15 protein-coding genes are annotated in these 15,742 nt (G+C 68.8%); 9 read left to right on the top strand and 6 right to left on the bottom strand.

The features are described from left to right. Window positions 1-65: 65 nt before the first annotated feature. The 6 genes from BN1555_RS31275 to BN1555_RS31245 form a co-directional block, all read right to left on the bottom strand. Window positions 66-1,181: a transaldolase family protein gene (locus BN1555_RS31275; RefSeq protein WP_093802515.1), complete on the bottom strand. Its 1,116-nt coding sequence runs from the start codon at window positions 1,179-1,181 to the stop codon at window positions 66-68. A 198-nt stretch (window positions 1,182-1,379) separates the two neighbouring features. Further along, window positions 1,380-2,363, bottom strand: a complete 984-nt coding sequence (locus tag BN1555_RS31265) for a carbohydrate kinase family protein (RefSeq protein ID WP_093802513.1) — start codon at window positions 2,361-2,363, stop codon at window positions 1,380-1,382. A gap of 110 nt (window positions 2,364-2,473) precedes the next feature. Beyond that, complete coding sequence (gene metF / locus BN1555_RS31260) at window positions 2,474-3,370, bottom strand: methylenetetrahydrofolate reductase [NAD(P)H] (protein WP_093802512.1); 897 nt, start codon at window positions 3,368-3,370, stop codon at window positions 2,474-2,476. A gap of 45 nt (window positions 3,371-3,415) precedes the next feature. Beyond that, window positions 3,416-4,639, bottom strand: a complete 1,224-nt coding sequence (metK, locus tag BN1555_RS31255; RefSeq protein WP_093802511.1) for a methionine adenosyltransferase — start codon at window positions 4,637-4,639, stop codon at window positions 3,416-3,418. Between the two features lie 11 nt (window positions 4,640-4,650). Then, the gene (locus tag BN1555_RS31250) at window positions 4,651-6,039 is read right to left on the bottom strand and encodes an MFS transporter (protein WP_093802510.1); all 1,389 of its coding nucleotides are present in this window, start codon (window positions 6,037-6,039) and stop codon (window positions 4,651-4,653) included. A gap of 37 nt (window positions 6,040-6,076) precedes the next feature. Beyond that, the gene (locus tag BN1555_RS31245; RefSeq protein ID WP_093802509.1) at window positions 6,077-6,901 is read right to left on the bottom strand and encodes an AfsR/SARP family transcriptional regulator; all 825 of its coding nucleotides are present in this window, start codon (window positions 6,899-6,901) and stop codon (window positions 6,077-6,079) included. Window positions 6,902-7,221: 320 nt separating this feature from the next. On the opposite strand from BN1555_RS31245, the gene BN1555_RS31240 reads away from it, so the two are divergent. The 9 genes from BN1555_RS31240 (at window position 7,222) to cysD (ending at window position 15,741) form a co-directional block, all read left to right on the top strand. Continuing rightward, window positions 7,222-7,902, top strand: a complete 681-nt coding sequence (locus BN1555_RS31240) for an HAD-IA family hydrolase (RefSeq protein WP_176710187.1) — start codon at window positions 7,222-7,224, stop codon at window positions 7,900-7,902. 48 nt (window positions 7,903-7,950) lie between these two features. Next, window positions 7,951-9,177 (top strand): transaldolase family protein, encoded by a 1,227-nt coding sequence (locus tag BN1555_RS31235; RefSeq protein ID WP_093802507.1) that lies wholly within the window; start codon window positions 7,951-7,953, stop codon window positions 9,175-9,177. Window positions 9,178-9,229: 52 nt separating this feature from the next. Continuing rightward, the gene (locus BN1555_RS31230) at window positions 9,230-9,982 is read left to right on the top strand and encodes a sulfotransferase-like domain-containing protein (protein ID WP_093802506.1); all 753 of its coding nucleotides are present in this window, start codon (window positions 9,230-9,232) and stop codon (window positions 9,980-9,982) included. Continuing rightward, complete coding sequence (locus tag BN1555_RS31225; protein ID WP_218058214.1) at window positions 9,979-10,710, top strand: SDR family NAD(P)-dependent oxidoreductase; 732 nt, start codon at window positions 9,979-9,981, stop codon at window positions 10,708-10,710. Before BN1555_RS31230 ends, BN1555_RS31225 begins: the two co-directional genes overlap by 4 nt. A 32-nt stretch (window positions 10,711-10,742) precedes the next feature. After that, window positions 10,743-11,891 carry a hypothetical protein gene (locus BN1555_RS31220; RefSeq protein ID WP_093802505.1) on the top strand — a complete coding sequence of 383 codons (1,149 nt, stop codon included), beginning with the start codon at window positions 10,743-10,745 and terminating at the stop codon, window positions 11,889-11,891. Window positions 11,892-12,013: 122 nt separating this feature from the next. Then, entirely contained in the window at window positions 12,014-12,808 is a 795-nt protein-coding gene (locus tag BN1555_RS31215; RefSeq protein WP_093802504.1) for a class I SAM-dependent methyltransferase, read from the top strand. A 17-nt stretch (window positions 12,809-12,825) separates the two neighbouring features. Further along, window positions 12,826-14,190, top strand: coding sequence for an MFS transporter (locus tag BN1555_RS31210; protein WP_093802503.1), 1,365 nt, complete (start codon window positions 12,826-12,828; stop codon window positions 14,188-14,190). Between the two features lie 52 nt (window positions 14,191-14,242). Further along, complete coding sequence (cysC, locus tag BN1555_RS31205) at window positions 14,243-14,803, top strand: adenylyl-sulfate kinase (protein WP_093802502.1); 561 nt, start codon at window positions 14,243-14,245, stop codon at window positions 14,801-14,803. Further along, window positions 14,803-15,741 (top strand): sulfate adenylyltransferase subunit CysD, encoded by a 939-nt coding sequence (gene cysD, locus BN1555_RS31200; RefSeq protein WP_093798425.1) that lies wholly within the window; start codon window positions 14,803-14,805, stop codon window positions 15,739-15,741. Before cysC ends, cysD begins: the two co-directional genes overlap by 1 nt. Window position 15,742 lies beyond the last annotated feature (1 nt).

The following is a 15,742-nucleotide window of genomic DNA, read 5'->3' as shown; positions in this document are numbered from 1 at the left end:
AGAAGCGGAGTCGGGCGGTCGCCGGACGTGCGCCGAACGGTCAGCACACGTCCGGCGGCCTCCCTTCAGCCTTGTGTGCGGCGCCACGTGTCACGTACGGAGCCAACGAGGTCCAAGCGGTCGCGTACGCTCCGCCGGAGCTCCGCGCGGGCCAGCTTCTCGGCGGTCCGGTCGACGCTGACACCCCGGAGCCACAGGCCCGTCAACAGCTCGTTCGAAGCCGTGGACTCCCCGGACAGGGTGTCACCGCGCAGCCGGCCCCGCCGGGCCACCGCGTCAAGGACCGGCTGCGACATGGTGTGGACGGTGTTCCAGGCCACCAGTTCCTCCACCTGGCGGACCGCCGTCGCAGGGTCCGGTGTGCCGGCTCCGGGCCAGGCCAAGCGCTGCGGACGGGCCCCCGCGGCCCGCAGCTTCCGCCAGCGGCCGGAGCCGAGCCGCTCCTCGTACAGCTGGTAGGCCGCCCGGGCGAGGGCCAGCGCCGACCGGCCGCGCAGCGGCGCGGCGACGGCGTCCTCCAACTCGTCCAGGCACCCGTCCACCGCTGCCTCCATCCGGGCCGCCTCGAAGGAGGCCACCGAGAGGCAGGCGGTGACGGCCCGCCCGGCGGCGAGCGCCCGGCCCATGCCCTCGAAGTAGGCCTCCACCACCTCTCCGTAGCGCCGGACCGAGTAGATGTGACCGGCGTTCACGCCGATCCCCTCGGCCACGCAGTCGCTGATCACCGTCATGCCCGCAGGAGTGCTGGGCACGGTGATCAGCAGGTTGGGCCGGTTCACGGCGAGCGCGACGGTGCGCGCCTCGGCGACCGAGGCGCGGGCATCGTCGGCGAACCGGGGGTCCAGCTCCGCGCACACCCAGCCGTCGGCGCCCCGCGACGCGGTGAAGCTCTGCCGCAGCACGTCGCAGGCCCAGCGCGCATCGTAGAGATGCAGGGCCCGCACGGCTTCGTCCGCGGTGACCCCCTGGGCGGCGAGGAGACCGATCTGCTCCTGGTACGCGGTGCCGTCCCGCACTTCGCGTCCCATTTCACGCAGGGACAGTACCGCTCCGGTGACACACCCGTCGGCCGTCCGCAGGCTCAGGGTTCCGTCCGCGAGAGACCGGCGGCTCACACCGCCCAGCCAGACGGACACTCCCTCATGGACCAGATCCGTCAGCACGGTGTCCCTACAGGGCATCCCTGTTCCTCGCACTGCTCGCTCGCTCTTCGGTCTGTCGGACACGGGCCGGCTGTTCCTCGGCGTCCCCCCTGCGGTCCGGAAACGCCCACGCGCCCGTGGTCATCGCGGACTGCTCCCAGCTGACGGGAAGTCCGCGCACGTGCCTCATGTACGTCCCGCACGCGGCGAGGGAGAGGAGAACGACGGCCTCCGCGGTCACGACGGCAGGTCCAGGCACAGAGCGATGCGGTCCCGCACCTGGTCGCCGTACGTGTCCGCGACGCGCGTCAGCAGGTCCGCCGGCGACACGGTGTACTGCTGCGGACCCACCGTTTCCAGTGCCCTGGTGGCCATGGCGCAGCCCAGCGGGATCGCCACCTCGACCGGGAGCCCCCAGCTCGTACCCGCGAGGAAGCCGGCCCTGAAGGCGTCGCCCACCCCGGTGGGATCCGCCACGGCCGCCGACGGCACGGCGGGGAAGGACTGCTGCGCACCGCCGGCGGTCGCGAGGGTGACCCCGTGGGCGCCCCGTGTGGTGATCCACGCACCCACCCGGGAGAGGATCTCCTGCCGCGTCCAGCCGCTGAGTTCGGCCAGGAGCGCGGCTTCGTAGTCGTTGGTGAACAGCCACCGCGCACCGGAGACGAGCAGTCGTACTTCGTCGCGGGTCAGCCGGGGGAGCTGCTGGGAGGGATCGGCCGCGAAGGGCACGCCCAGCTCCGCGCACTGCCGGGTGTGCCGGATCATGGCTTCCGGCGCGTTGGGGGCCACCAGCACCAGGCCCGTCCCGCCCGTCCCGCCGACGACGCCGCAGAGATCGATCCGCGCGGCCTCGGCCATGGCCCCGGCGTAGAAGGAGGCGATCTGGTTCTGATCCTGATCGGTGGTGCACATGAAGCGCGCCGTCCGGTGCCGGCTGGACACCCGCACGTGCTCGGTGTCGACACCGTGTTCCTTGAGCCAGACCCGGTACTCGTCGAAGTCGGGTCCCACCGACCCGACCAGGCACGGGGCCAGCCCCAGCAGGCCGAGTCCGAAGGCGATGTTCGCGGCGACTCCCCCGCGCCGCACTTCCAGGTCGTCGACGAGGAAGGAGAGGGAGATGTGGGAGAGCTGGTCGGGTATCAGCTGGTCGGCGAACCTTCCGGGGAACGTCGCCAGATGGTCGGTGGCAATGGAACCGGTGATGACAAGACGCATGGCGTCCCCCCAGGAGTCGCTCTCGGCGGCCGGTGACGGCCGCTTCGCGTTTCGGCAGTGGCGGAGTTCGGGTTGCGGGCCGCTCGGCGGCACCCGTGCGGCCCGTGACATCAGCGGCCGACGGCCAGGCCGCGCCTCGGGCTGATGGCGTCAAGGACGTTGCGGTGGGTTTCGAAGGCCGCCGAGGAGCGGTTGAGCGTGATGTAGTGCAGTCCGGGCGCGCCTTCGGCCAGCAGGCGGTGCGCCATGGCCGTCGCGTGCTCGACACCGACGCGGTACGAGGCGTCCCGGTCATCGCGGACGGCCTCGAGCCGGTGCGCGAGCTCCTCGGGGAAGGCCGCGCCGCTGAGCTCGGCGAAACGGCTGATCTGACGGACGTCGGTGGCCGGCATGATCTCGGGGATGATCGGGATGTCACAGCCCGCCGCGACCACCCGGTCGCGCAGCCTCAGGTAGTCCTCGACGTCGAAGAACATCTGTGTGATCGCGTAGTCGGCGCCCGCCCGGCACTTGGCGACGAAGTGCCGGATCTCGCTCTCCCAGTCGGCCGAGCGCGGGTGCCGTTCGGGGAAGGCGGCGACCCCGACGGTGAACTCGCCCAGGGAGCGCACGAGTTCGACGAGTTCGTACGCATAGGTCAGGCCCTGCGGATGCGGGACCCACGTGCCTGTGGGGTCGCCGGGCGGATCACCGCGCAGCACGAGGATGTCCCGGATGCCGGCGTCGGCGTACTGCCCGACGATCCGCCGCAGTTCGGCCACGGAGTGGCCGACGGCGGTGAGGTGGGCCACCGGGCGGAGCGTGGTCTCGGCCGCGATACGCCGCGTGGCCTCGATCGTACGGGCCCTGGAGGAGCCGCCCGCACCGTAGGTGACCGAGACGAACGAGGGGGACAGTGCCTCGGCCCGGCGGATCACCTCCCAGAGCGCACGGTCCCCCGTCTCGGTCTTCGCCGGAAAGAACTCGAAGGAGAAGGAGCCCGTGCCCCTGCCGGCGGCAAAAGGCAAGGTGCCCTCGGCCGCGGCACACCGCCCGCGATGCTCCGGCACAGCTCACCGCCCCACAGCCGCGCGCAGGGCGTCCACGCGGTCGGTGCGCTCCCAGGCGAAGTCGGGCAGCTCGCGGCCGAAGTGGCCGTACGCCGCGGTCTGGGCGTAGATCGGACGCAGCAGGTCGAGATCGCGGATGATCGCGGCCGGACGGAGGTCGAAGACCTCACCGATGGCGTTCTCGATCCTCTCGACCTCGACCGTGGCGGTGTCGAAGGTCTCGACGAAGAGACCGACCGGCTCGGCCTTGCCGATCGCGTACGCGACCTGGACCTCGCAGCGCGCGGCCAGACCGGCCGCCACGACGTTCTTGGCGACCCAGCGCATCGCGTAGGCGGCCGAGCGGTCGACCTTGGACGGGTCCTTGCCGGAGAACGCGCCGCCGCCGTGGCGGGCCATGCCCCCGTACGTGTCAATGATGATCTTTCGGCCGGTCAGGCCGGCATCACCCATCGGGCCGCCGATCTCGAAACGCCCGGTCGGATTGACCAGCAGACGGTAACCCTCGGTGTCCAGCTTGATACCGTCCTCGAGAAGACCCTTCAGTACGTGCTCGACCACGAACTCGCGGATGTCGGGGGCGAGCAGCGAGTCCAGGTCGATGTCGGACGCGTGCTGCGAGGAGACGACGACCGTGTCCAGGCGGACGGCCTTGTCACCGTCGTACTCGATGGTGACCTGGGTCTTGCCGTCGGGGCGCAGGTAGGGGATCGTCCCGTTCTTGCGCACCTCCGACAGACGGCGGGACAGCCGGTGCGCGAGGTGGATCGGCAGCGGCATCAGCTCCGGGGTCTCGTCGCACGCGTACCCGAACATCAGGCCCTGGTCGCCCGCGCCCTGCTGGTCGAGCTCGTCTCCCTCGTCACCTGCGGCGGACCCCTCGACCCGGGTCTCGTACGCCGTGTCGACCCCCTGCGCGATGTCCGGGGACTGCGCGCCGATGGACACCGAGACACCGCACGAGGCGCCGTCGAAGCCCTTCTTCGAGGAGTCGTAACCGATCTCGAGGATCTTGTTGCGCACCAGCGTGGGAATGTCCGCGTAGGCCTTGGTGGTCACCTCGCCGGCGACGTGCACCAGGCCGGTGGTGATCAGGGTCTCCACGGCGACCCGGGAGGCCGGGTCCTCCCGCAGGAGCGCGTCGAGGATCGTGTCGCTGATCTGGTCAGCGATCTTGTCGGGGTGGCCCTCGGTCACGGACTCCGAGGTGAACAGACGGCGGGACATGGGACTCCTCATCACAGTTGGTTCAGGGGGACGTCGGCAGGGGTTGCCGGTCCGTGCGGGGCGTCCGGGCGGCTCACCCGGGCCAGGGACAGACCGCTGGTCTCAGGGGCCCAGGCGATCGACACCAGCGCGCCTGCCACGGAGAGCGCGCAGCCGAACAGCATGACCGCGCTGACGCCCCACGCCTGGAGTCCCAGGGGAATGAGAAAGGTGCCGAAAGCCGCTCCGATACGGCTCACCGCGGCGGCGAAGCCGATTCCGGTGGCCCGGATCTCCGTAGGAAACACCTCGCTGGGATACACGGCCTGAAGCACGCTGGATCCGGCGTGGAACAGGGCGAAGACGCCGAAGCAGACGGCTACGGCCCCTTGGGGGGCGTGCGGCCACAGCCCCAGGACGAGCAGGGCGCCGGCCGTGACTCCGAACGGCCAGATCAGGAGGTTGCGACGGCTCACCCGGTTGATGACGGCCATCCCGGTCAGACATCCCACCAGCAGGAAGGCGTTGAGCAGGAGCTCGCCGATCCCGTCGTTCGGGGCGCCGAGCAGGCCCAGCACCTGGGGCGCGAAGGTGGAGATCGCGAAGAACGGTGTGACCTGGCAGAGCCAGAACAGGCTCGTGAACAGGGTCCGGCGAAGGTAGGGCGGGGAGAACAGCGCTCGGTGGCTCGTCTTCACCTGTTCGGTGCCGGTCTCGGGCCGTGCGAGCTTCCGGCCGAGCCAGCGTTCACTGACCGCCTCCGCCTCCGCCACCCGTCCCTTGCTCGCCAGCCAGCTCGGCGATTCCGGAGTGCCCAACCGCGCCAGCAGCACCACGAGGGACGGGATCGCGCTACTGGCGAGGATCCAGCGCCATATGGAGCCGTCGTCGGTCAGGGAAGTCATGGCGATGCCGAACGCGGTCGCCAGGGTGTAGCCGACGTACCAGAAGACGATGAGGGAGGCCAGCAGCCGCCCCCTTCTCCTCGCCGGCGCGAATTCCGCGACCAGGGCGCCGGCGATGGCGTAGTCCGCACCCACCGCGGCGCCCATGACGAGCCGTACGAGCAGCAGTTGCGCCGCGTCCTGGACCACGAGTTGGAGCAGAGAGCCGACAAGGAAGACCAGCAGGTCGATGAGGTACATCTTCTGGCGGCCGATCTTGTCGGTGAGCCAGCCGAAGACCAGACCTCCGAAGAACAGGCCGACCAGCGAGGCAGATCCCACCAGCCCGGTTTCCAGCGCCGAGAGCCGAAGGTCGTCCCGGGCCAGCGGCAGTGCGGCGCCGACCACTCCCAGTACCCAGCCGTCGCAGACCTCGCCACCGCCGGCGCATACGGCGATGCGGGTCTCGAACCGACGGACGCGCCGGGCATCGCCCTCGGCAGGGCCGGGTACCGAGTGCACGTGTACGGCTGACACGTACGCTCTCCTCCTCCGTCAGTAGGGTCGACTTCTGCTAGCAGGTGGTCATGAGACCCAGCGAAAGGCCCATGCTGTCCGACGCGGTGACATCAAGTTCCGCGCTTTCGGTGAGTACGGCCGTTTGCAGCCGCCTGACCCGATGTGACGGTTCGATGCCGAGTTCGTCGGTCAGTTTCTTGTGGAGCTGGTGATACGCCTCCAGGGATTCCGCGGTACGGCCCGACCGGTAAAGCGCGATCATGTATTGAGCGTGCAGGTTCTCGTGCACCGGATGCCGGGACACCAGGGTGCTCAGCTCGGAGAGCAGCTGGTGGTGCATGCCCAGTCGCAGTTCAGCATCGATGCACTGCTCCAGCGCAGTCATCCGAAGATCCTCTATTCCCGTGACATACGCCTGTATGCATGGCCCCTGCTGTACGTCCAGCAGGGTGTGCCCGCGCCAAAGGCCGAGCGCCGAGCGAAGAGCCGAAGAAACGAGAAGGTCGTCCTTGCGCGATTGCGCTCGCCGGAAATCCGTCAAGTACTGGTCGAGAGTGTGGAGGTCGAGAGCCCCGTCCTCGACCCGCAGCGAATAACCTTGGTGGTGCGTCTCCAGAATGCGCTTGCTCTCGCCCGTCGTCCTTCCGGAAGAGCCGCCGGCCAGAGCCTGGCGCATCTGGAACACCCGGGTGTGCACGCTCTGCACAGCGCTGCGCGGTGCGGCTTCGCCCCACAACTCCTGGACACAGGTGTCCAGCGTCACTACGGAGTTCGCACTCAGCAGGAGGAGCGCCAGGAGCTGACGCGTCTTGGGCGCGGACGGCAGCAGGGAATCGTCTCCGTCCGTCAGGGACAGAGGGCCGAGAACTCCGAACTTCATTGAACTCCCTCTCGCGCAGATGCCTGATCACGAATCCGACGGAAAAGGCGATCAACAGAGACCAGGGATGTCGATGCTTGAGATCTGGTGATCACCACGCGTCCCGAGTAAAAGCTAGTCCCACCCGAATGACAGGTCCAGGCAGTGCCTGCGACTCTGTCATCCGCGCCCGAATTGAGCACCTTTATCCCCTTTCCTGCTTGCCGGGATACCGAGCGGTGAGTGAATCGATAGAACGCTTTGCTTTGCTGTGCAAGTCCCGCCGACTGAAGGTTCGGAAGCCTGCTGCGGGGCTCATTCGCAGCGATGAAAGGGTTCCCATGACGAAACGTCTGGTCATATTCGACTGCGACGGCGTTCTTGTCGACAGCGAGACACTGAGCTCGCGGGTCATGCGGGAGATGGCAGGCACAGAGGGACTTGACTTCTCATCGGAGCAGGCGCTCGAATTCATCCGGGGCCGAAAGGTCGCGGAGTGGGTCGGACAGCTCGAGGCGCGGCTGGGCAGGGCGTTGCCGGTCGGCTTCGTACCGCGGTTCCGCAGCAGGTCAGCGGACCTGTTCGCCACCGAACTGCTGCCGGTCCCCCACGTGCGGCAGGTCATCGAGGGGCTCGAACTGCCCTTCTGCACGGCGTCCAGCGCACCGCGCGAGAAGATCCTCGACACCCTGGGGTTGACCGGCCTGCTGCCCTACTTCCAGGACCGCATCTACAGCGCGTACGAGGTGGGCGTGTGGAAGCCGGACCCCGGCCTGTTCCTGCACGCGGCGGCCGACCTCGAAGTGCCCGCCGAGCACTGCGCAGTCGTCGAGGACAGCCTTGTCGGTGTCCGGGCGGGCCTCGCGGCCGGCATGTCGGTGTTCGCCTACGCGCCGCGGGAGAACGGGACGGCGGCGGACCTGGCGGCCGAGGGAGCGGTCGCCTTCGACTCGATGAGGGAACTCCCCGCCCTGCTGGACCGGTGGGCAGCTCGGGGCCCGGCCGCCCGCGCTGCCCGATGACGACTGCCTTGCCCTCCGGAGAGAACGAGTTGGAAAGGGACGATTCGTATGCCGAGTGTTCTTGAAGAGCTGCAGCACGCCGGTGGGTCGGCGGAGATCTGGTGGGATTCCTCGCCGCTCGACTTCCCCCGGTGGCGCGACCGCCAACTCGCCACCGCGCCCGACCAGGGCACCAGGGAGCGCTGGCAGGAGCAGCTCGACCGTTTCCTGTGTCCGGCGACACCCGACCGTTCGCTGGTCCGCGGCATCACGACCAATCCCTCCCTGGTCGCGCAGAGCGTCCTGGCCTCGCCGGACAGTTGGCGCAACGACATCCAGGAGCTCATCCGCTACCAGCTGGCCCCCGACGTGGAGAGCACGTTCTCCCTCGTCTACGAGGAGGCGCTGCGCCGCGCCGCGCGCGAGATGCTGCCGATGTGGCAGGCCACCGACGGAGAGTTCGGCTGGGTGTCGGGCCAGCTCGACCCGCGCCACATGCTCCGTGCCGACCTCATGCTGGAACAGGCGCTGCGCATCGCCCGGATCTCCCCCAACCTCATGGTCAAGGTGCCGGGCACCAAGCAGGGCTACGAGGTGGTCAGGCAGCTGGTGGCCCGCGGCATCTCCGTCAACTCCACGCTCTCCTACACGGTTCCGCAGTTCACGGCCTGCGCCGAGGCGGTGGAATCCGGGCTGAAGCAGGCGCACGACCAGGGAATCGACACCGGACGGTGGCGTGCGGTCTTCACGCACATGATCGGGCGCTTCGGCGCCAACAACGACCTCCGTTACGAAGCGGCCATCCGCGAGATCGAACTCTCCCGGACCGACCTGCGCTGGGCCGAAGTCGCCGTACTCAAACGCATCCACACGCTCATCCGGGAGAACGGCCACCCCCTCAAGCCGCTGCTCTCCAGCCTTGAGGTCGACGACCCGGCCCAGGGCAGCAGCACACTGAGCATGCATCTGGAGGAGAGCGCGGGCGGCGCGGTCGTCTACACCTGCAAGCCCCAGTTCATCGCCGACGTGATGCGCCGCGAGAGCGAGCTGCCGGTCTTCGGAACCCGTGCCATCGAGCAGGAGGTGCCGGCGGACGTCTTGGAGAAGCTGATGTGGCTGCCGTCGTTCCACCGCGCGTACGACCCGGCGGGCATGCACCCCGAGGAGTTCGCCCACTACGGGCCGTTCATCTCGACGTACGCCGAAGTCATGGCGAACACGAGGAAGCTGATCGACTTCGTCGCGCACCAGTTCCAGACCATCACCGCCTCCGCTCGGCCCCTGCTGCTGACCTGAGCCGCCTGCCGGCCCGCGTCCCCCCAGCCCCCCGTCACCGAGGAGGTGTCGTATGCACCAGTCCATCGCGCTCTGGAGCCATCCCAGGTCGATGTCGACCGCGCTGGAGCGCTCGTTCATCGAGCGGGGCGACTTCAAGGTGTTCCATGAAGCCTTCGCCTACGTCTTCTTCATGCACGAAGAGCGTGCCGCCATTCCGCACAAGAACGCGGACCCGGACCATCCGCTGACCTACCCGGAGATCAAGCGGATGATGGAGGCCGCCCGGCTCGAACGCCCCGTCTTCCACAAGGACTTCCCGTACCACTGTCTCGACCACCTGCTGGAGGACTCCGCCTACCTGCTCGGCCAGGTGAACACCTTCCTGATCCGGGACCCCGAGGAAGCCGTCCTCTCCCACGCCACCGTGCACCCCGAACTCACCCGCGAGGTGCTGGGGTACGAACAACTGGCCCGGTTCTTCGACTTCGTGCGGGAGCTGACGGGCACCACGCCCGTCGTCATCAACGCGGCGGACCTCGCCGCCCGCCCCGAGGCCACCATCGCCGCCTACTGCGCCGCGGTCGGGATCCCCTTCCTCCCCGAAGCGCTGCGGTGGTCCGCGGGCGAGCAGCCCGAATGGACCACCTGGAGCGGCTGGCACACGGACGTCGCCGCCAGCAGCGGTTTCAGCAGGCCGCAACGCGCATACCGCTTCACCTACGAGACGCGGCCCGGCCTGCGCGCGTTCGAGCGCCACTGCCGCCCCTTCTACGAGCACCTGGACCAGTACCGGCTTCAGCCGGCCGAGGAGGCCTCCACATGAGCGTGAGCACTGTCATCGTCACCGGTGGCGCCAGCGGTGTCGGGCGGGCCCTGGTGGGCCGGCTCCTGGACGCCGGCAAAACCGTCATCACCTGCGACATCGACGAGCCGGGCCTGAAGTCGCTGGCCGACGAGCACCGCGGCCGGGCGCTGGAGACCCATGTCGCCGACGTCGCTTCGCACCAGGAATGCGACGCCTTCATGGACCGGGTGATCGCCGCACACCCGGACGTGGACGGCCTGGTCAACAACGCCGGTCTCTACCTCGGGCAGCCGGTCTGGGAGTACGACGACGCCACGATCGAGCGGGTCATCGCCGTGAACATCAAGGGTCCGGTGTGGCTGTCCCGGCGGTTCGCGGGCCACCTGCTGCCGGCCGAGCGGCGCGGCGCCATCGTCAACCTGGCCTCGGTCGCGGGAGAAGTCGGAAGTTCCGACGCCCTGTACGGAACGGTCAAGGCCGGCGTCATCGGTCTCACCAAGTCCAACGCCATGAACTTCGCCCCCTACATCCGCGTCAACGTCGTGTCGCCGGGCCTCATCGTCAACACGGCCATCGCGGACCGGATCCCGGACTACCGCTACGCCGAGTACAAGCGCCAGGAGCAGCTCGACGGCGACATCCTCCCCGAGTACGTGGCCGATGTGTGCGCGTACCTGCTCAGTGACGGGTCCCGGACGCTGACCGGCGCCCTGCTGCGCGCCGACAACGGCTCCTACCCGCGCTGACTCCCCTCTCCGTACGTCCTGGAGGCGAACCCATGACTTCCTCAACCGGCGGTTCCGACAAGCCCCTCATCATGCTGCTGGGCATGGGAGACCTGAGCGCCAAGGTGCTCAGCATGCTCCTGAGCGATCCGGCGACCAACCGGGTCGTGCTGGCCGGGCGGGACACCGAGGCCATACGCAGGCGCGGCAACCTGGCGCTGTTCACCGCCACCAACCTCGGCCTGCACGGCACGGTCGACACCGTCCATGTCGATCTCCGTGACGTCGACGCCACGGCCGAGACCCTGGCCAGGGTGCGCCCCGACATCATCTTCATGGGCGGCTCGCTCCAGTCCTGGCGGGTCATCACGGCCCTTCCCAAGGAGGTCTTCGAGGAGCTCGACGAGGCGCAGTTCGGGCCGTGGCTGCCGATGCACCTGACACTCAACCACCTGTTGATGCAGGCGGTACGGGATTCGGGCATCGACGCCAAGGTCGTGAATGCCGCGTTCCCCGACGCGGTCGGCCCGGTCCTCGGCAAGGTCGCCCTGGCACCGACGATCGGCGTGGGCAATGTCGCCAACATCGTCCCCGCGCTCACCCTGGCCGCCGCACACCTGCTGGACGCGCACCCCTCCCAGGTCGAGCTCCGGCTCACCGCCCAGCACTACTTCAGTCACTACGTGCCGCGCTTCGGAGACGCCGGGCAGGGTGCGTACCACCTCGCGGTGACGGTGGCGGGCCGGCCCGGGACGGTGGAGGTGGATCACGGCGCGCTCTTCGCCCAGCTCGACGACCGGCTCAAGCGGATCGGTGGCATCGACGGTCAGCTGCTCACCGCCTCGTCCGCCGTGCGGGTGCTGAAGGGCATGGCGGCCGACAGCGGGGTGCTGGCCCACGCCCCGGCACCGGGCGGCCTGCCCGGCGGGTACCCGGTCCGGGTCCACCGGGACGGCGGCACGCTCGACCTGCCCGACGGCCTCGGGCCCGACAAGGCGGTCCGCATCAACGAGGAGTGCCAGCGCGCCGACGGCATCGACCGCATCGACGACGACGGGACGGTGCACTTCACCGAGCGCGAGATGGCCGTCATGAAGCGGCTGCTCGGTTACGAGTGCCTGACCATGAAACTCGGCGACGCCTCCGAATGGGCCGATGAACTCGCCCTGAAATACCGGTCGTTCGCGGCGAAGTACAGCTGAACCGAAGCGCCGGCCGGGGCATCCGGCCCCGGCCGTCCGCCCATCCGCCAGTCCCGCGGCCGTACGGCCCGCCCGTACGGCCGCGGAGTCTTCGCACCGCCAGAGAGAGCCGGAGGATCATCATGACCACACCCGCAACCCGGGTCGCGGGCACAGCCCCCGCCACCGGAGCGACCACCCCGGACGACTTCGAGGGTCAGTACGTGTCCACCCTCGTGGACCGCTGGGACCAGCTGATCGACTGGGACCGCCGCCGGGCGAGCGAGCAGGACTTCTTCATGGAGCTCCTGAACGGTGCCGAGGCCCGTCGTGTGCTCGACGTGGCGGCGGGCACGGGTTACCACTCGGTCACCCTCGCCCAGCACGGCTTCGACGTCACCGCGGCGGACGGAAGCGCGCAGATGATCGAACAGACCCGGCGCAACGCCGAGCAGCACGGACAGTCCTTCCGCGTCATCCAGGCCGACTGGCGCAGCCTGCGGGAGCACGTCGACGGGCGTTACGACGCGATCGTCTGTCTGGGCAGTTCGTTCCCGCACCTGTTCCAGGAGACCGACCGCCGGGCCGTGCTCGCGGAGTTCTACGAGGCACTGAATCCCGGCGGCATCCTCATCGTCGACCACCGGAACTTCGACGCGATCCGCCGGCACCGGTACCAGAGCACCGGCAATTACTACTACTGCGGGACCGGGGCGACCGTCACCGTCGCGCACATCGACGAGCGGCTGTGCCGATTCCAGTACGACTTCCCGGACGGTGGCACACACCACCTGGAGGTGTATCCCGTTCTCTCCGACGAGCTCTCGTCCCTGCTCATCGACGCCGGCTTCGACACGATCCAGAACTTCGGCGACTTCCAGGAGAACTTCGACCTCGACGAAGTGGATTTCGTCATCCACGTCGCCCGGAAGCCGTAATCCATGAGGCACGAGTCATGAAGCAGTCAGAAAGGCCCACACCAGTGGTGAGTGACAAGAACGCCGACAGCAAGCGTTCCAAAACGGTCGCCGGTTTCCTCGCGACCGTACTGCTGACCAGTTTCGTGGCGGCGACGTACGGCTTCGGCTTCTACCTCTTCGCGCAGCTCGTCACCGACATGCGCAAGGACCTCGGATTCGACTACACCGTGGTCGGGACGATCACCGCGGCGGGGCAGCTCGGCTTCCTGCTGTTCGCCCTGCTCGGTACGTGGCTGTCGACCCGGATCGGCGGCGGCCAGGTCGTCATCGGATCGGTCGCGCTGTGCGGACTGTGCCTGGTGCTGCTGCCGGTGAGCGACAGCATCGTCCTCATCGGGATTCTGCTGACGATCATGGGCGGTACGGCGGCCTCGGTGTACGTACCGCTGGTCGAGATCGTCGGCCGGGTCATCGACTACCGGCACCGCGGCAAGGTGCTGGGGCTGGTGTCCAGCGGAACCAGCTACGGCGTCTTCGTCAACAGCCTCCTGGTGCCCGGCTTCGTGCAGAACGACAACTGGCGGGGGCTGTGGTACTCGGTCGGGTTCGGAACGCTGATGGTGACCATGGTGGCCGCCTTCACCTTCCACCGGCTCGGACTCTTCCGCCGCGAGGAGGAGGCGTCCGGCACCGCAGGCACGACGGACGACGACGGCGTACCGCGGAACGACGGCGGACGTGAGAACAACAGCGCCCGGGCCGGCTGGCGCATGGTGCTGGTCCGTTGGGTGGTCATCGTCTGGACGATGAAGTTCCTGAACGGATTCGCCTGCATGCCGTTCCAGAACTACCTCTCGCCCTACCTGCGCGAAGGTCTGGGATTCGACATCGACTTCGCGGCCCAGGTCTGGGGGGCCATCGGCGTCATCGGGATGTTCGCCGGATTCGCGGTGGGCTGGCTCTCCGACCGGATCGGCGTACGCGCCTCACTGGTGATGTGCTACGCGCTCTTCTTCACCTCCTCTCTCCTGCTGGTGGTCGCCCCGGTCGGTTTCCTCCCGATGGTCTCGGGCGTTCTTTTCGCGCTCGCCTTCTACCCGATCTACGGACTGGTGCCGGCGTACGTGTCGAAGTCGGCTTCGGGCGCAGCGGCGACGGTCATCTTCGGCGTCACCAACGTGACCCAGGGAGTCGGGGGAATCGTGGGCAACTACACGGCGGGATTCCTGAAGAACGTCACCGGCGATTTCATGTGGTACTACGTCGTCGTCGCCGTGACCGCCGTGATCCTGGGCGTCCTGACCCTCCAACTGCCCCGCGAGGGATCGGCCGAGAGCGCCATCGGGAAGAAGCCGGCGCCGCCCCGTATCGAAAAGGACGCCGCACAGTCCGTCAGCTGAGAATCACGGGCACACGACCGCGGCCGACGCGGCCACCAACGGAAAGGACCCGATGGAACAGCAACGAATATGCACCTGCCGTCCAGGTGCGACGGTGTGGCTGACCGGATTGCCCAGCGCGGGCAAGACCACCATCGCCTACGAGCTGGCCGGACGGCTGCAGGCCGAGGGCCGCCGTGTCCAGGTGCTGGACGGCGACGAGATCCGCGAGTTCCTCTCGGCGGGCCTCGGCTTCAGCCGCGAGGACCGGCACGCCAACGTCCAGCGCGTCGGCCTGGTGGCGGAGGTACTCGCCCGCAACGGCGTCACCGCCCTGGTGCCGGTGATCGCGCCGTACGCCGACAGCCGTGAGGCCGTCCGCAAGCGCCACCAGGGCAGTGACACGCCCTATCTGGAGGTGCATGTCGCCACGCCGGTGGAGGTGTGTTCCGTACGCGATGTGAAGGGTCTGTACGCCAGGCAGGCGGCCGGTGAGATCTCCGGGCTGACCGGGGTCGACGACCCCTACGAGGCGCCCGCCTCGCCCGACCTGCGCATCGAGTCGCACCGGCAGACCGTGCAGGAGTCCGCAGCCGCGCTGCACGCGCTGCTCACCGAGAGGGGCCTGGCCTGATGACGACGACCTCCGCAACCGTCGGCGAGGGCACCGACAGCCCGTACGCGCTCAGCCACCTGGACGCCCTGGAGTCCGAGGCGGTGCACATCTTCCGCGAGGTGGCGGGCGAGTTCGAGCGGCCGGTGATCCTCTTCTCCGGCGGCAAGGACTCCATCGTGATGCTGCACCTGGCGCTGAAGGCGTTCGCGCCGGCGCCGGTGCCCTTCTCGCTGCTGCACGTCGACACCGGGCACAACTTCCCCGAGGTGCTGGAGTACCGCGACCGCACGGTCGCCGAGCACGGGCTGCGGCTGCACGTGGCCTCGGTGCAGGAGTACATCGACGCCGGGAAGCTGCGCGAGCGGCCCGACGGGACCCGCAACCCGCTGCAGACGGTGCCGCTGACCGAGGCCATCCAGCAGCACCGCTTCGACGCGGTGTTCGGCGGCGGGCGGCGCGACGAGGAGAAGGCCCGCGCCAAGGAGCGGGTGTTCTCGCTGCGCGACGAGTTCTCCGCCTGGGACCCGCGCCGCCAGCGCCCCGAGCTGTGGCAGCTCTACAACGGCCGCCACGCGCCCGGCGAGCACGTGCGCGTCTTCCCGCTGTCCAACTGGACCGAGCTGGACGTGTGGCAGTACATCGCCCGCGAGAAGATCGAGCTGCCGGGCATCTACTACGCCCACGAGCGCGAGGTCTTCGCCCGGGGCGGGATGTGGCTGACCGCGGGCGAGTGGGGCGGGCCCAAGGAGCACGAGCGGGTCGAGACACGGCTGATCCGCTACCGCACGGTCGGCGACATGTCCTGCACCGGCGCCGTGGACTCCGACGCCACGACGCTCGAAGCCGTGATCGCCGAGATCGCCGCCTCCCGGCTCACCGAGCGGGGCGCGACCCGCGCCGACGACAAGATGTCCGAGGCCGCCATGGAAGACCGCAAGCGCGAGGGGTACTTCTAAC

This window comes from Streptomyces sp. Wb2n-11 (assembly GCF_001049855.1).
Taxonomy (GTDB): Bacteria; Actinomycetota; Actinomycetes; order Streptomycetales; family Streptomycetaceae; genus Streptomyces; species Streptomyces altiplanensis.
The sequence above is the reverse complement of the archived record's forward strand: the minus strand, read 5'-3'. Positions and strand labels throughout refer to the sequence as shown.

Bases quoted from the DNA above. Each gene is read 5' to 3' on its own strand.
- BN1555_RS31240 (WP_176710187.1), top strand. From the start codon at position 7,222: ATGACGAAACGTCTGGTCATATTCGACTGCGACGGCGTTCTTGTCGAC.
- BN1555_RS31265 (WP_093802513.1), bottom strand. From the start codon at position 2,363: ATGCGTCTTGTCATCACCGGTTCCATTGCCACCGACCATCTGGCGACG.
- BN1555_RS31215 (WP_093802504.1), top strand. From the start codon at position 12,014: ATGACCACACCCGCAACCCGGGTCGCGGGCACAGCCCCCGCCACCGGA.
- BN1555_RS31210 (WP_093802503.1), top strand. From the start codon at position 12,826: ATGAAGCAGTCAGAAAGGCCCACACCAGTGGTGAGTGACAAGAACGCC.
- cysC (WP_093802502.1), top strand. From the start codon at position 14,243: ATGGAACAGCAACGAATATGCACCTGCCGTCCAGGTGCGACGGTGTGG.
- BN1555_RS31245 (WP_093802509.1), bottom strand. From the start codon at position 6,901: ATGAAGTTCGGAGTTCTCGGCCCTCTGTCCCTGACGGACGGAGACGAT.
- BN1555_RS31225 (WP_218058214.1), top strand. From the start codon at position 9,979: ATGAGCGTGAGCACTGTCATCGTCACCGGTGGCGCCAGCGGTGTCGGG.
- BN1555_RS31220 (WP_093802505.1), top strand. From the start codon at position 10,743: ATGACTTCCTCAACCGGCGGTTCCGACAAGCCCCTCATCATGCTGCTG.
- BN1555_RS31235 (WP_093802507.1), top strand. From the start codon at position 7,951: ATGCCGAGTGTTCTTGAAGAGCTGCAGCACGCCGGTGGGTCGGCGGAG.
- BN1555_RS31230 (WP_093802506.1), top strand. From the start codon at position 9,230: ATGCACCAGTCCATCGCGCTCTGGAGCCATCCCAGGTCGATGTCGACC.
- BN1555_RS31275 (WP_093802515.1), bottom strand. From the start codon at position 1,181: ATGCCCTGTAGGGACACCGTGCTGACGGATCTGGTCCATGAGGGAGTG.
- metK (WP_093802511.1), bottom strand. From the start codon at position 4,639: ATGTCCCGCCGTCTGTTCACCTCGGAGTCCGTGACCGAGGGCCACCCC.
- cysD (WP_093798425.1), top strand. From the start codon at position 14,803: ATGACGACGACCTCCGCAACCGTCGGCGAGGGCACCGACAGCCCGTAC.